15 protein-coding genes and 1 tRNA gene are annotated in these 15,143 nt (G+C 64.6%); 12 read left to right on the top strand and 4 right to left on the bottom strand.

Going from position 1 to position 15,143, the window contains the following annotated elements:
• From FS845_RS25060 to FS845_RS25030, 7 genes are all read left to right on the top strand, one after another.
• Positions 1–1,014, top strand: a complete 1,014-nt coding sequence (locus tag FS845_RS25060; RefSeq protein ID WP_144640911.1) for a FecR domain-containing protein — start codon at positions 1–3, stop codon at positions 1,012–1,014.
• A 114-nt stretch (positions 1,015–1,128) separates the two neighbouring features.
• On the top strand, positions 1,129–3,582 hold the full coding sequence (locus FS845_RS25055; protein ID WP_144640908.1) for a TonB-dependent siderophore receptor: 2,454 nt from the start codon (positions 1,129–1,131) through the stop codon (positions 3,580–3,582).
• A 116-nt stretch (positions 3,583–3,698) separates the two neighbouring features.
• On the top strand, positions 3,699–3,911 hold the full coding sequence (locus FS845_RS25050; RefSeq protein WP_144641138.1) for a DUF3820 family protein: 213 nt from the start codon (positions 3,699–3,701) through the stop codon (positions 3,909–3,911).
• Positions 3,912–4,317: 406 nt separating this feature from the next.
• The gene (locus tag FS845_RS25045; protein ID WP_144640905.1) at positions 4,318–5,535 is read left to right on the top strand and encodes a hypothetical protein; all 1,218 of its coding nucleotides are present in this window, start codon (positions 4,318–4,320) and stop codon (positions 5,533–5,535) included.
• A 184-nt stretch (positions 5,536–5,719) separates the two neighbouring features.
• Positions 5,720–6,031 (top strand): ArsR/SmtB family transcription factor, encoded by a 312-nt coding sequence (locus FS845_RS25040; protein WP_144640902.1) that lies wholly within the window; start codon positions 5,720–5,722, stop codon positions 6,029–6,031.
• 65 nt (positions 6,032–6,096) lie between these two features.
• Positions 6,097–7,209 (top strand): alkene reductase, encoded by a 1,113-nt coding sequence (locus tag FS845_RS25035; protein ID WP_144640899.1) that lies wholly within the window; start codon positions 6,097–6,099, stop codon positions 7,207–7,209.
• A 50-nt stretch (positions 7,210–7,259) separates the two neighbouring features.
• Positions 7,260–7,336: transfer RNA gene (locus FS845_RS25030), tRNA-Arg, on the top strand.
• A gap of 88 nt (positions 7,337–7,424) precedes the next feature.
• Here FS845_RS25030 and FS845_RS25025 read toward each other — a convergent pair.
• From FS845_RS25025 to FS845_RS26655, 3 genes are all read right to left on the bottom strand, one after another.
• Complete coding sequence (locus FS845_RS25025; RefSeq protein WP_144640896.1) at positions 7,425–7,634, bottom strand: hypothetical protein; 210 nt, start codon at positions 7,632–7,634, stop codon at positions 7,425–7,427.
• A 448-nt stretch (positions 7,635–8,082) separates the two neighbouring features.
• Positions 8,083–8,514, bottom strand: coding sequence for a VOC family protein (locus FS845_RS25020; protein ID WP_144640893.1), 432 nt, complete (start codon positions 8,512–8,514; stop codon positions 8,083–8,085).
• A 93-nt stretch (positions 8,515–8,607) separates the two neighbouring features.
• Positions 8,608–8,757, bottom strand: a complete 150-nt coding sequence (locus FS845_RS26655; RefSeq protein WP_186332418.1) for a hypothetical protein — start codon at positions 8,755–8,757, stop codon at positions 8,608–8,610.
• 431 nt (positions 8,758–9,188) lie between these two features.
• On the opposite strand from FS845_RS26655, the gene FS845_RS25015 reads away from it, so the two are divergent.
• The 3 genes from FS845_RS25015 to FS845_RS25005 are packed head-to-tail and all read left to right on the top strand — an operon-like array spanning position 9,189 to position 12,151.
• On the top strand, positions 9,189–10,142 hold the full coding sequence (locus FS845_RS25015) for a Bug family tripartite tricarboxylate transporter substrate binding protein (RefSeq protein ID WP_144640890.1): 954 nt from the start codon (positions 9,189–9,191) through the stop codon (positions 10,140–10,142).
• A gap of 31 nt (positions 10,143–10,173) precedes the next feature.
• The gene (locus FS845_RS25010) at positions 10,174–10,662 is read left to right on the top strand and encodes a tripartite tricarboxylate transporter TctB family protein (RefSeq protein ID WP_144640887.1); all 489 of its coding nucleotides are present in this window, start codon (positions 10,174–10,176) and stop codon (positions 10,660–10,662) included.
• Between the two features lies 1 nt (position 10,663).
• A complete protein-coding gene (locus FS845_RS25005; protein ID WP_144640884.1) occupies positions 10,664–12,151 on the top strand; it encodes a tripartite tricarboxylate transporter permease in 1,488 nt (495 codons plus the stop codon).
• On the opposite strand, the gene FS845_RS25000 is transcribed toward FS845_RS25005, so the two are convergent.
• Positions 12,152–12,955, bottom strand: coding sequence for an AraC family transcriptional regulator (locus FS845_RS25000; protein ID WP_144640881.1), 804 nt, complete (start codon positions 12,953–12,955; stop codon positions 12,152–12,154).
• 217 nt (positions 12,956–13,172) lie between these two features.
• Between FS845_RS25000 and FS845_RS24995 the strand changes: the two genes are divergently transcribed.
• A complete protein-coding gene (locus tag FS845_RS24995; protein WP_144640878.1) occupies positions 13,173–14,423 on the top strand; it encodes an MFS transporter in 1,251 nt (416 codons plus the stop codon).
• Between the two features lie 225 nt (positions 14,424–14,648).
• Positions 14,649–15,137 carry a type III secretion system chaperone gene (locus FS845_RS24990; protein ID WP_186332417.1) on the top strand — a complete coding sequence of 163 codons (489 nt, stop codon included), beginning with the start codon at positions 14,649–14,651 and terminating at the stop codon, positions 15,135–15,137.
• Positions 15,138–15,143 lie beyond the last annotated feature (6 nt).

Genomic DNA, 15,143 nt, shown 5'->3' with positions numbered 1-15,143 from the left:
ATGGAGACACCCGCCAACATCCCGATGATGCCCCGTGTGCACGGTGCCCCCATCCCCGTTGCGGTCAGCAAGGCGGCGGTGCGCTGGCTTATCGCATTGGATGCGCCGCAGGCGACGCAGCAGACCCGCGAGCAGTGGCGCGCCTGGCTGGAGGCCGACAGCGCGCACGCTCGGGCCTGGGCTCACGTGCAAGAGATGGGCGTGTGCCTGCGGCAGGTCAACCCGGCCATCGCCCACTCGACGCTCGTGCAGCCGGACGCTGCCATGAGCGCAGGTCGCCGTCGCGCGCTGCGCATGCTCGCGGGCGGCGCGGTGTCCGCGGCAGGTGTCTGGGCGCTGCAGGGCAGCACTGGCTGGCAGGCGTGGCGGGCCGACTATCGCACTGCCATTGGCGAGCGCCGCCGCATCGCCCTGGCCGATGGCGGGGAAGTCGTGCTCAATACCGACAGCGCCGTCAATATCCGCTTCGACGAGCAGCGCCGCCTGCTGCACATGGTGCGCGGCGAGATGCTGGTTACCACCGGCCAGGACCGGGGAGCGTCCTCGGCCATGCGGCCATTCCTGGTCGAGACGGCCCAAGGCCGTCTGCGTGCCCTGGGTACGCGCTTTACCGTTCGACAGCGCGAGGACGAGTGCCTGCTCAGCGTCCTGCATGGCGCGGTCGAGGTCCAGCCCGCCGAGGCACAGGCCGAATCCTTCGTGGTGGACGCGGGCCGGCAGGCGCGCTTCGACCGGTGGCAACTACTGGACAGCATGCAGGCCGACCCCGCGGCTGGTGCCTGGTCCAACGGAATGCTGGTCGTCCATCGAATGCCGCTGGGCGAGTTCGTCGCCGAGCTTGCGCGGTATCGCAGCGGGTACCTCGGTTGCGACGCCGCGGTCGCCGAACTTGCGGTATCCGGCATCTTCCCCGTGGACGACACGGAGCGCGTGCTGGACATGCTGCGCAAGACGCTGCCCGTAAGCGTGCGAAGCCGTACCCGCTACTGGGTGACGGTGCAGGCTGCGACCTAGGCCAATTTCGGCGTTACAAAGTTTTTGGCTGCGCTGCCCCTGAAGTTGAGGGGTTTTTTACGAGCTGGGTGACATACCAGGCAAATCACTCTGTTTCGTTGGAAGGCAAGCCTGATGGGTCAATTCATGCATCGCGCGCGAGCGCGCACCGCCGCCCTGTACTTGGCGGCATTTTTTATCCTGCCGGCCACGCTGCTGTCCCTGGCTCCGCGTGGCGCCCAGGCGCAGGACGCGTCGGCGCAGCAGACACGGGTCTACGCCGTCGCGGCGGGCAGTTTGCAAGCCGTGCTGAGCGCTTTCGGCCAGGCCAGCGGATTGATGATCTCGTATTCAGCCGAGGACATTGCCGGCAAACATAGCGCTGGCGTCAATGGCCGATATGCCGCCAAGGATGCGCTGGCCGCCGTGCTGGCCGGTACCGGCCTCGAGGCTGTCGCGCAATCCAACGGTGGCTATTCCGTGGTGCCACGGCCCGGCAATCCCGGGGGCGCGGTAGAGCTGGCGCCGGTCAGCGTGATCGGCAGCGGAAATCTCGTGACGACGGATGGGGTCGCCTCCTATGCTTCCCCGGCTGTCTCCATGTTCAAGGGCGCCACCTCGGTGCGCGACATCCCGCAATCGGTCTCGGTACTGACCCGCCAGCAGATGGACGACCAGAACCTGACCACCGCGGCAGCGGCGCTGAACCAGGTGACGGGCGTCAGTACCACCGGCTATGACCGGACCGAGTCCATCATGGTGCGCGGCTACGCGGCCAATGCGCAGACCGACGGCGTGCCCGTGGTCGGCATGACCAACAATCCGTTTACCGACATGGCGCTGTTCGACCGCGTCGAAGTGCTGCGCGGTCCTTCGGGTCTGTTGACGGGCAGCGGTGAACCGGGCGGCACCGTCAATTTCGTGCGCAAGCGTCCCTATGCCGAATTAGGGGGTTCCGGCCTACTGTCTACGGGCTCGAACAATCGTCGCCGTGGCGAGATCGATCTCAACACGCCGTTGAATCAGGACGGCTCCCTGCGTGCCCGCACCGTGCTGGTCCGGCACGACGAGGACAAGTTCTACGACGATGCCAGGAGCCGCGACGAGGTCGCCTATGGCATCGTCGAATACGACCTGACGCCGCACACCACGCTGGGCGTGTCGGGCACGTATTCCAAGTGGACGACGAACACCTTCTGGGGCCTGCCCCTGCTGAGCGACGGCAGCCTGCCCTCGCGCCGTACGTTCATGGGTTCGGATCAGGATTCCGTCTACCGCATCAAGGAGACCTCGGCCGACCTGACCCACCGTTTCGCCAATGACTGGACCGCGCGGGCGGCCTACGGTTATCGCGAGCTGGATGGCGATTATCTGGGCATCGTCACGACGGCACCCGTGGATGTCGTGACCGGACGCGCGGACACGTCCAGCGCGTACGGGTACTACCAGAAGCAGACGAAGTGGGACAGTGCCGACTTCAACGTCACAGGGCCAATCAGCGCCCTTGGCCTGCGGCACAAGCTGACGGTCGGGTACAACCTATCGCGATCGGACAACCTGTTGGGATCCACGTCGTTTACGGCCAGGAACTGGGACGTTTTCAACGACCACGACTACAGCGCCCTCGTCAATCGCAACGTGACCTCGCGCCGCCAGACCGTCACGGAGCAATCGGGCTTATACACGTCCGCGCAGATCGCGCTGGCGGACCCATTGAAGCTCGTCCTGGGTGGCCGCTGGACCAGTTATCGAAGCAAGAGCCGCACCGTGGCCGCCACCAACACGGACTGGGTGCGCGGCGCGGGCAAGGCGAGCAAGGAGTTCACTCCCTATGGCGGCCTGCTGTGGGACGTGAGCGATCGCGTCACGCTGTACGCCAGCTATGCGGACACCTTCGTGCCGCAGACGCAGGAGGATTACCAGGGCAATGTTCTCGATCCTCGCGTCGGCTGGCAGACCGAGGTGGGTGCGAAAGTTCAACTGCTTGAAGACCGGCTGTTCTTCAATGTGGCCCTTTACCGTATTCGCGACAAGAACCGCTCGATGGTCGATGGAGACCACGTGGGTTGCGGCGGATCCAGCACGGGCGCGTGCTATCGCTCGGCCGGCCAGGTGCAGAGCGACGGCATCGACCTGGAACTGGTCGGCAAGATCACGCCGAACTGGGACATCTCTGCGGGCTATACCTACACGCGCGCCAAGTACCTCAGCGACTCCAACCCCGACAACGTCGGCGCGCGATTCAATGCCGACCTGATTCCCCAACAGATGTTCAAACTGTGGACGAACTACAGCTTCAGCCCCGAGGACTTCGACGGTGCCCTGTACGGGTGGAGCGTGGGCGGCGGCATGAACGCGCAGAGCGACATCTACACCAGTTCTGCGCGGCAGGGCGGGGTGAAGCACGGCGGAGGCTATGCGATTTTCTCGGCCAGGGTTGGTTATCGGATCAATGCCAATTGGGACGCGTCGCTGCTGGTGACCAACCTGTTCGATCGTACCTATCTGCGCAACGTCGGCTATGGCGGGTTCTTGAATTTCTATGGTGATCCGAGGGCGGCCATCGTCTCTGTGCGGGGGCGGTTCTGAGAGGATGCGGGGAGCCGCGCATCGTGCCTGATGGCTGAAGGGCGATGCGACGCTTTCCGTTGGCCCTGTATGATCCGCGGCATGAAAGCTACGCCCATTGCCTGCGTTACCACGCCATGAAGCCCGAGGATCTGGAACTCCTGGTTACCTGGACCATGCCGTACGGCAAGTACAAGGATCGCCTGTTGGCGGATCTTCCTGGGCACTATTTGACGTGGTTCTGCCGTAATGGATTTCCGGAAGGCAAGTTGGGGCAGTTGCTGGCGTTGATGCATGAGCTGGATCACAACGGTCTCAAGCCCTTGCTGGATCCGTTGCGGGGTCGATAGAGGGCGGGCGGGGACGTGAAGGGCTAGTTCCCGCAGCGCTTGTTTCTGGCGGAAGGGCGACATGGACGCCCGCGGTTTCGTGAACAGGAACAATAAAGTTCGCCGCTGCGGTCTATAGGGGGTGGGGTGAACTGGGAGGCGTTCAGCCAGAGTTCGCCTTAACGAACCTATGGCGGAAAAGTAGCGCGAAAGTTCGCCCCGACTGTGGAGGCTTATGTTGGTAGCTCAGTGGTAACGGCAGCTATCGGCCAGGAGCAGACATTACCAACCTATCCCGAAAGCGGTCACTGAATCCCCTTTAGGGGGATGATCTCCATCGTCAAAACTCAGTAGACTGCGCCTTAGCTTAACTAATCATTAGACATCACCAACCTTCAGAGCACGTCTCTAGTAGCATTATCTAACCATGTTTGACTCGATCACGTTCAAAAACACCGTCGGTCCGGGGCCACTACTTGACATCGGAGCAATTGCAGAGGCACTCCTCTTTTACGGACGCGTCTCTATTGTTGGAAATTCAGGAACTCTGAAGGCGCTTCTGACTGGCATTCCACCCTATGTAGTTTTAGGACTACTAAGAGACAGGAGACTCGAATTCCACTATTTGGCCGATCAGGCAGGGGTTTCTAGTACGCACACCACTACCGGTCGGAACCTGCACGACCTGATCTTTTTCTCGTCTCCGCAGCACACAATCGAGAAAGTTGGTCCGGAGACGTTCCGCGCCGCAGCAGGCAATACGGGACAAGCTCGAGTTGGATCAAGTCAGTTCACTCGGCTGCTTCAACCGCTCGATCACGAAGGCTTCGACCAAAAGGCCGTGCTTGCTTCGCTCTTGGATCATCACGCAACAGAACGTTCTGTAAGTTCCCTTCTCTCGCTGGCAGTCCCCGGCTACACGACTGGCGAGCCACTTCGATTTCGTATTGAGCAGCAGAATCAGGGCTTCATTGTGGATACGAACCTTGACTTTGCCGAAATCAATGCGATCTACCATAAGACCGTTCCCCCAGAGCATTCAACGCTCACAGAGGCGTATCTCCTAGCGCTTATGCAGGGTGCATATGAAGCAACATACTACGCCGCTAAACTGAATACCGAGGTTGCAGTCGCTCCTATCGAGCGTGTGGTTCAATCTACCGCTATCGAGGCTGTTGTTCAACGCCGAACCCAGAGTGAACGCGAGATAGGTAATTTCGTTGATTTAACAATGAACGATGCACGAACAATTCGTGAAGCTGTCAATTCCGGAAGAATCTCGTTCGCGCAGGTAGTAAAGCTACTTGATTCGGCAGACAAGTTTCGGCACTGGTTGCAGCAGCAACCAGTCGATGCTGAACTGGTTCGAACTTACTATCAAGCGGTAGTCAAGAACACCTGGGCGGAAAAATTGCCCGGCAAGTCTGCTCGCTGGGCCGTCTTCACGGGTCTTGGGTTAGCGGCGGAGGCATTCGGAACAGCCCCGTGGGGAACTCTTGGCGGTGTCGCGATTAGTGCCGTTGACTCATTTCTATGTGAGAAACTAATTTCAGGCTGGAAACCGCATCAGTTTGTAGAAGGCGAGCTGAAAACGCTGTTCATCACTGACCAGTCTGCGGGCGAAGCGAAGAAAGGTGACGTCTAACACCTCGCTTAAGCGGAGCGCCAACGGCTGGGCGCCAGGCTCGCTTAGATCGAACGTTGAACGACTGCTTTTGCAGACCAGCTAATTCCGCCTTGGGTCGTAAGCAGTCCTTTGTTGGGCTGATCTATACACTTGTATATCGTTTATTGACGATATATGATTCGATAAAACGCAATATGTTGGTATGAATTCCGCTCCCCCTCCCACCCCCGACCCCATCCTCAAAGCCCTCGCGCACCCCGTCCGCCGCGAGATGCTCTCCTGGCTGAAAGACCCCGCCCAGCACTTCGCCGACCAACAACACCCGTTGGAACTCGGCGTCTGCGCCAGCATGTTCGAGCGCTGCGGCCTGTCCCAATCCACCGTCTCCACCCACCTGGCCATCCTCCACCGCGCCGGCCTGGTCACAACCCGGCGAGTAGGCCAGTGGGTCTTCTACCAGCGCGACGAGGCCGTCATCGCGGCCTTCCTCGCGCAACTGGGCCGAGATATCTGATCCAACGACTTCAAAGAGGCGCGGGACTCCTCCCACGCCATCCCCATCTTCCCAAGAGGTAAGCAATGCCCACGCTATTCGAACCGACGACCGCCGGTGACCTGCAACTGGCCAACCGCGTCGTCATGGCTCCCTTGACGCGCAACCGTTCGCCGCGCGCCGTGCCGCTGCCCATCACCGCCACGTACTACGCGCAGCGCGCCTCCGCCGGCCTGCTGATCACCGAGGCCACCGCCATCTCGCACCAGGGCCAGGGCTACGCCGACGTGCCCGGCCTGTACTCCGACGAGCAGATCGCGGGCTGGAAGCGCGTGACGGAAGCCGTGCACAAGGCTGGCGGCAAGATCGTGGTGCAGATGTGGCACGTGGGCCGCATCTCGCACACCACGCTGCAGCCCAATGGCGGCGCGCCCGTGGCGCCGTCGGCCATCCGTGCCAAGGCCAAGACGTACATCATCGACGCCGACGGCAAGGGCGGCATGGTCGATACGTCCGAGCCGCGCGCGCTGGGCCTGGAAGAACTGCCCGGCATCGTCGAGGACTACCGCAAGGCCGCCCGCGCGGCCATCGAGGCCGGGTTCGACGGCGTCGAAGTTCATGCGGCCAACGGCTATCTGCTCGACCAGTTCCTGCGTTCGGGCAGCAACACGCGCACGGACGCGTACGGCGGCTCGATCGAGAACCGCGCCCGCCTGCTGGTGGAAGTGATGGACGCCATCACGGCCGAGATCGGCGCGCGCCGCGTCGGCATCCGCATCTCGCCGGTCACGCCGGCCAACGATGCCAGCGACGACCAGCCGCAGCCGCTGTTCACGTACGTGGTGCAGAAGCTGGCCAAGTACGACCTGTCGTACGTGCACATCATCGAAGGCGCCACGGGCGGCCCGCGCAATCACCAGCAGGGCACCACGCCGTTCGACTATGCCGCGCTGAAGGCCGCTTACCGCGCGGCTGGCGGCAAGGGCGCGTGGATGACCAACAACGGCTATGACCGCGAGCTGGCCGACCAGAAGGTGGAAAGCGGCGAGGCCGATCTGGTGGCCTTCGGCCGTCCGTTCATCGCCAACCCGGATCTGGTGCGCCGCCTGCGCGAGAATGCCCCGCTGAACGAGGGCGACCGCAACACGTACTACGGCGGCGGCGAGCACGGCTACACGGACTATCCGACCCTGCCGTAGGAAAAGACTTGCGCACGGTTTTGAAAACCGTGCTATAGTCTCACCTCTCAGCGCCCGTAGCTCAGCTGGATAGAGTACTTGGCTACGAACCAAGGGGTCAGGAGTTCGAATCTCTTCGGGCGCGCCAGAACAAGCAGTACAGCAGCACTTGAAACGGTCTGAAGGTCATCCTTCAGGCCGTTTTTGTTTGTCTAAGCGGTTTTCCGTTGCAGCGTTCAGTCTTCATCCGGTTCCGAGGCTTCGGCGCTTTTGGCCGAAGTGGCTGCATCCGACTCTTCCGCGCGCTTGGCTGCAGCAGCAGCGGCGGCTTGCCGTTTCAACGGGGCAAGCACATTTCGCTTCAGCGATCTGATGTATTGCTTGCAACCGAGCTTGTCGCCCTGGAACGAGTGCCCCCGGATGATATCGGCATCATCGACTTCCATCGTTACCCTACAGTCTCCCCTAATTGGAATAGCCATCGTGCTGGTCGTGGATTGGCTGTAAGAGGCCGCGCCCCGTGCGCCATATACGGTGCCGAACGTGGACGCTGTTTGCGGAAGAAACGCGACTGTACTGTCCGACGCGGTCCATGTCAGCAAACGCATGTTTGCGACACGCGCTTCTCCCACGGGGTAGCCCAAGGACTGTATGGCCACTCTTACGTGCTGCCCGTGAAGGCCATTCAAGCCGGCGTCCAGCTGCTTCATCGATGTACAGCCCGCCAAAGCGATGCAGGAGACAAACAAGTACAAAAGTCTCATTTGGTCACATTAAATTGAAAATGAGCGGCTAAATCGCCCGGGCGCGGACAAATATAAACAGTCGTGCTTACGCCGACTTGACGTATTAACTGGCGTTGGCCGTTCAATGCGTCCGCATAGGACGCAAGAACTAAAACGTCACCTTCACCGACGCCGCACTGCGCGTAGCCGGTCCATGGAACACGATCTCGATGTTGTTCCCGTCCGGATCCAGCACGAACGCGCCGTAATATCCCGGATGGTACTGGTCGCGCAGTCCCGGCGCGCCGTTGTCCGTGCCGCCATTGGCCAGCGCCGCGTCGTATGCGGCCTGCACCATCGCCTCGTCCTTCGCCTGGAAGGCCAGGTGGCAGCGGCCGGTCAGTTTGCCTTGCGAGGCGGGGCTGTCCACGCTGGACACGACCAGTTCGTCGGCCCAGAAGAATCCGTCCTCGCTGCCGCCCATGGGCACGTGCAGGGCATCTAGCACCGCCTGGTAGAAACGCTGGCTGGCGGGCAGGTCGCGCACCACCAGTTGCAAATGGTCGATGAGGCGACCGCGATGCAGTTCGTTGATTTCCATGTCGAGCCTCGCTAACGGGTTTTTTCAGCTTGGATTCAGATAATCCTAGCGTACCCCACGGCAGGCTACGGCATGGTTGCCGAACAGTAGATATCAGCCGAACAGCCAGTTCAAACCGGTGCCCGTGGCGATCAATGCGGCCGCGATGCCCAGTAGCATCAGGAAGGTCTGGCCGTTTTCGCTCTCGGGTTGCTTGCCGGTTACCGAGTACTCGGATGCGCTGTTGTTGGTGTTTTCGCTCATGTCTCGCCTCCTTTGGTTTGTTCGCAAATATGTGATGGCCTAGGAAAACATCCACATCCTCGAGCGTCAACGATGGAAAATGGTGTACGAGTCAAGCTTTGTGATGTTTGCAAAAGTCGGCAAGATCACGGCAATTTCACCGCAAATATTTGCGGATGACGGCGGACGCAATCCGAATTCATGAATGTGCCATGTTGCGTCGCACGATCGGAAATTGCCTGATTGTCTGCGCCAGCCACCCGCCGCGCATAGGGGCTCGCCCTCGCTGTCTCGCCGCTGAATCCCATCTTCCACAGCGGTATTTCATGGCGCGCGGCAGCAAAGTTGTCTAGCATCGGAATCTTGCGCCTGCATATCCGAACAGACACACGACAGGCCGGCCCGCAGGACGCCCCGACAACAACAGGCGCCGGCCCGACGAGGAGACAACGATGTTTCGTATCACGCGAGTTCTGGCTGTTTTCGCAATCGCCGCCGCGCCGCTGGCGGCCTGGGCCGCGCCGGCCAAGGTGATGGCCCCGGGCGGACCGGGCGGGGGCTACGACGCGGCCGCGCGCGTGCCGATGCAGGTCATGCAAGAGGCCGGCATCTTCAAGGACGGCTTCCAGGTCACGAACAAGGGCGGGGCGGGCGGCACCATCGGGCTGGCGGAGTTCATCAACACCAGCAAGAAGGACGACAACGCCATCATGTCGATGGGCGCGATCCTGGTGGGCGGCATCATCCTGAACAAGTCGCCGGTGTCGCTGGACCAGGTGACGCCGCTGGTGCGCCTGATGGACGACGCGGACGTGCTGGCCGTGCCGATGAATTCGCCGATCAAGACGGTGGACGACGTGCTGAAGGCGCTGAAGGCCAACCCGGGCGCGCTGCCCATCGGCGGCGGCTCGGTGGGCGGCGTGGACCAGGTGGCCGCGGGCCTGATCGCCAAGGCCGCGGGCGTGTCGCCGAACAAGCTCAACTACATCCCGTCGCCCAGCGGCGCCGAGCTGGTGCCCCTGCTGGTCAGCGGCCAGATCAAGCTGGCGCTGTCGGGCTATTCCGAGTTCAAGCCGTATGCCGAGCAGAAGCGGCTGCGCATCATCGCGGTCACGTCCGAGAAGCGCCTGGCGGGCCTGGACGCGCCCACGCTGAAGGAGTCGGGCATCGACGTGGTCATCGGCAACTGGCGCGGCATCGTGGGCGCGCCGGACATGAGCGCGGAAGGCCGCAGGATGTGGCTGGACCGCTTCAAGCAGATGCACGAGTCGGCGCAGTGGAAGAAGGCCATGGCCGACCGCGAATGGACGGACGCCTATCTGGCGGGCGACGACTTCACCAAGTTCCTGGCCGAAGAGAAGGTGCGCCAGGAGCAGGTGCTGAAGGACCTGGGACTGGTCAAGTAGGCCGCCTGCCGTCGAACCGGAGTCGACCATCATGTCCGAACCGATGCAACGCCACCGTCCCTGGTGGCTGGGGCTGGTCGTGATCGCGCTGGGCGCGGTCTGGCTGCAGCAGGGCTACGCGCTGCCCGAAATGGGCGGTTATGCCGGGGTGGGGCCCGGCGCGTTCGTGGCGATCGTGGGCGTGGCGCTGATCGCGCTGGGCCTAATACTGATCGCGCAGATCGCGCGCGGCATGTCGTTCGAACCGCAAGAGGTCGAGAACGCACAGGCAGACGCCAAGCCCTCGCGGCGCGCGCTGGCGTTCGCGGCGGCGGGCGCGGGCGTGCCGCTGCTCACCATGGAAACGCTGGGCTTTCCGCTGACGGCCATGCTGGCCTTCGCGCTGGTCACGCACGCGTTCGGCTCGCGCCGGCTGGTGCTGGATTGCGTGATCGGCCTGGTGCTGGGGCTGATCTGCTGGGCGGGCTTCGGCCAGCTGGGCGTGACGCTGGGCGGCGCGCTGCCGCTGGCGGGGGTGTGACATGGATGCCTTCGATTCCCTGATGGCGGGCTTCGGCGTGGCGCTGCAGCCCGCCAACCTGATGTGGGCGTTCCTGGGCTCGGTGCTGGGCACGGCCATCGGCGTGCTGCCCGGCATCGGCCCGGCGCTGACCATCGCGCTGCTGCTGCCCGTGACCGTGAAGATCGCGCCGACGGCGGCCTTCATCATGTTCGCCGGCATCCTGTACGGCGCGATGTACGGCGGCTCGACCACGTCGATCCTGCTGAACACGCCGGGCGAAAGCGGCTCGATGATGACCGCGCTGGAAGGCAACAAGATGGCGCGCAACGGGCGCGGGGCGGCGGCGCTGGCGACGGCGGCCATCGGCTCGTTCGTGGCCGGCACGCTGTCCACGCTGGCGCTGACCTTCCTGGCGCCGGCCATCGCCGAGCTGGCCTTCGTGTTCACGCCGGCCGACTACTTCGCGCTGATGCTGCTGTCGTTCACGTCGGTATCGGTGGTGCTGGGCACGTCGCGCGTGCGCGGCTTCATCGCGCTGTTCATCGGCCTGGCGCTGGGCGTGGTGGGCATCGACGGGCCCACGGGGCAGGCGCGGCTGGCCTTCGGGCAGCCCGACCTGCTGGACGGCATCGACATCACGGTGGTGCTGGTGTCGCTGTTCGCCATCGGCGAGATCCTGTACGTGGCCAGCCGCTACAGCAGCGCGCCGCCGGCGGTCAATCCGCTGGCGGGCGGCACGTGGATGACGCGGCAGGACTGGAAGCGGTCGTGGCTGCCCTGGCTGCGCGGCACGGCGCTGGGCTTTCCGATCGGCGCGCTGCCGGCGGGCGGCACCGAGGTGCCGACGTTCCTGTCCTACACCATCGAACGGCGTCTCTCGCGCCACCGGGACGAGTTCGGCAAGGGAGCCATCGAAGGCGTGGCAGGGCCCGAGGCAGCCAACAACGCGGCGGCGGCCGGCATCCTGGTGCCGCTGTTGACGCTGGGCCTGCCCACCTCGGCCACCGCCGCGGTGCTGCTGGCGGCCTTCGAGGGCTACGGCCTGCAGCCGGGCCCGTTCCTGTTCGTCAACAGCGCCGACCTGGTCTGGGGGCTGATCGCCTCGCTGTACGTGGGCAACCTGATGCTGCTGGTGCTGAACCTGCCGCTGGTGGGGCTGTGGGTGCGCCTGCTGCTGGTGCCCCGCCCGTATCTGTACGCGGGCATCCTGGTGTTCGCGCTGGTGGGCATCTGGGGCGTGGGCACGTCGTGGATGGACCTGGCGCTGATGTTCGCGATCGGGCTGATGGGTTACGTGATGCGGGTGTACGACTTCCCCATCGCGCCGGTGCTGATCGGCCTGATCCTGGGGCCGATGGCGGAGACGCAGCTGCGGCGCGCGCTGTCGATCGGCGAGGGCAATCCCGCGATCCTGCTGTCCACGCCCTTGTCGATCTGCCTGCTGGTGCTGACGTTGGCGGTGCTGTTCCTGCCGGCGTTGCTGCGCAGGCTGCGGGCGAGCGCCTGATCAGGCCATGTTCTCGCGCCGCAACTGCTGCGGCGACGAGCCCAGCGCCCGCCGGAACATCGCGGTGAAGGCGCTGGGGCTGCTGTAGCCCAGCTCGGCGGCCACGCGCGCCACCGGCTGGCCCATGGCCAGCCGATGCAGCGCGTCGGCCAGCCGCACCTGCTGCACCCATTGGCGGTAGTTCAGGCCCAGCTCGGCCTGGAACAGGCGGATCAGCGTGCGGCCGCTGGCGCCGACCTCGTCGCCCCAATCCTCCAGCCTGCGGTCCAGGCCGGGCTGCGCCAGGATGGCGCGGCAGATGGCCTGCAGCCGGCGGTCCTGCGGCCAGGGCACCTGGATGGGCACCACGGGGGCGCTGCGCAGTTCGGTCAGCAGCAGGGCGGCGATCTGGGCGGCGCGGCCCTGCGGTGCGTAGGCCACGGGCTCGGCGGTCAGGGCCAGGATCAGCTCGCGCAGCAGAGGCGGCACTTCGATCACCTGGCAGCGGTCCCACAACGCGCGGGCCGCGTCGACCTGCACGTACAGCGTGCGCATCGACACCGCGTCCAGCATCTCGATGCCGTGCACCACGCCCGCCGGCACCCACAGCGCGCGCAGCGGCGGCAGTGTCCACAGGCCGTCCGGCGTGGTCACGCGCATGGCGCCGGCCACGGCGTAGATCAGTTGCGCGCGCGGATGGCTGTGCGGGCCGGTGCTCTGGTGATGCTCGAATTCCTTGGCCATGGCGGCCACGGATTGCGGCAGGTGCTGGTAGTCGTCCGCGTTGCGGCTGCGCGAGGGATCGGGGGCGGGTAAGCGGGGCATGGCTGGATTCGATGAGAGGCCGTGGGCCCGCCAAGCTGGCGCATTGGGTGGGGTTGGACGGCCCGGCGGTCGGGCACGCCTGTCGCGATGCGTCGCACGGGCGGCACAGGATGTCATTTTACCGACGAATCTTGGCATTCCCGTGCATTTCGGCCTTCCTACACTGTGGACTTGCCTCCGCGACAGCGGATCTTTCGACCGTACCGACCGTAACGCCATGACCTCCCCGCAAGCCTCCGTCGCCGCCCCGCCGCCGTCCACCACCTCGTTCAAGGTGCTGGGCGCGATCAGCGTGGCGCACATGATGAACGACATGATCCAGTCCATCCTGCTGGCGATCTATCCGATGCTGAAGGACTCGTTCCAGCTCAGCTTCGCCGAGATCGGGCTGATCACGCTGGCCTACCAGATCGCCGCGTCGCTGCTGCAGCCGTGCATCGGGCTTTATACGGACAAGCGGCCCACCACGTATTCACTGCCGGTGGGCATGGGCTTCACGCTGGTGGGCCTGCTGATGCTGGCCTATGCGCCGTCGCTGCCTTACCTGCTGGTGGCCGCGGTGCTGGTGGGCACGGGCTCGTCGGTGTTCCATCCCGAGTCCTCGCGCGTGGCGCGCATGGCCTCGGGCGGGCGGCACGGGCTGGCGCAGTCGCTGTTCCAGGTGGGCGGCAATGTGGGTTCGGCCATGGGGCCGCTGCTGGCGGCGCTGTTCATCATTCCGCACGGGCAGGGCAGCGTGGCGTGGTTCTCGCTGGCCGCGCTGTTCGGCATCGTGGTGCTGGTCGGCATCGGCCGCTGGTATGGCGCCAATCGCGCGCTGCTCAAGCCCAAGCCCCGCGTGGCGCGGCCGGGCGGCGAGCTCAGCCGCAACCGCGTGCTGGGCGCGCTGGCGGTGCTGGGCGTGCTGATCTTCTCCAAGTACTTCTACTTGGCCAGCCTGAACAGCTATTTCACGTTCTACCTGATCGACAAGTTCGACCTGTCGGTGCGCTCGGCGCAACTGTTCCTTTTCCTCTTCCTGGCCGCCGTGGCGGTGGGCACGGTGGCGGGCGGGCCGATCGGCGACCGCGTCGGCCGCAAGATCGTGATCTGGGTGTCGATCCTGGGCGTGACGCCGTTCACGCTGATGCTGCCGCACGCCAACCTGCTTTGGACGGGCGTGCTGGTGGTGATCATCGGCCTGATCCTGGCGTCGGCCTTCTCCGCCATCGTGGTGTATGCGCAGGAACTGGTGCCGGGCAAGGTCGGCATGATCGCGGGGCTGTTCTTCGGCTTCGCGTTCGGCATGGGCGGGCTGGGCGCGGCCGCGCTGGGCCACCTGGCCGACGTGACCAGCATCCGCTACGTGTACGAGGTGTGCGCGTACCTGCCGTTCCTGGGCGTGGTGGCGATCCTGCTGCCGGATACCGAGGGTGACGGCGCCTCGCGCAACAAGGGCATGCCGGCCGCGGCGGGCGCCGCGCGCTAGGCAATCGTTTCGCCCGTGCGATGGCACGGCGCGGCGCGGGTGACGCAGGGCGGCCAGTGGGGCCGCCCTGTTGCTTTGCGGCGGCGCGCGCTGCGCGTGGAACTCATCGCCGTGCGGCGTTACTCAAGCGGGATACGTTCCGGGCGCGCGACATCGCCGCGGCACGCCCATCGGGCGATGTCGCCGCGCAACGGTCTCTGGCTGCAAGACACCGCGAGGAGAGACATGAGCACCGCATCCACCCACTTCGCCACGCTGATCGACGCGCTGAACCAGCGCTGCGGCATGGCGCTGCACAGCACTGATGGCGCCAGCGCGTTCCTGGACACGCAGGGCGCGTACTGGCAGTTGTCGCTGGGGCAGGGCAGCGACCTGCTCGCCATCACGTGCTCGCTGGGCGCACTGTCCGGCTGGCCCGACGGCGCGGCCCTGCGCCTGCTGGAACTGAACACCCGCTTCGACGTGCTGCGCGGCGCCTCGCTGGGCGTGGACGCGCTCACCCAGGACGTGCGGCTGATGCTGCTGCTTCCCATGGCGGGGTTGGATGCGACCTTGCTGGAGAACGCGCTGTTGAACGTCATGGCGGTGCGCGATCGGGTGATCGAGCAGCGCGAGCCAGCCGATGGGGCGTCAGGCGAAGGCGCTTCGCCCGGTACCGCGCCCCGGGTCCACGAATATGCCGAGCGCCCGCCCGGCCTGGCGGATTTCGCCTGATTCCCC

Origin of the sequence: Bordetella genomosp. 13 (assembly GCF_007679965.1) — a bacterium.
In the GTDB taxonomy this organism is placed as follows: Bacteria; Pseudomonadota; Gammaproteobacteria; order Burkholderiales; family Burkholderiaceae_B; genus Bordetella.
Note: the sequence above shows the minus strand (reverse complement) of the source record. Positions and strands in the feature narration are given on the sequence as shown.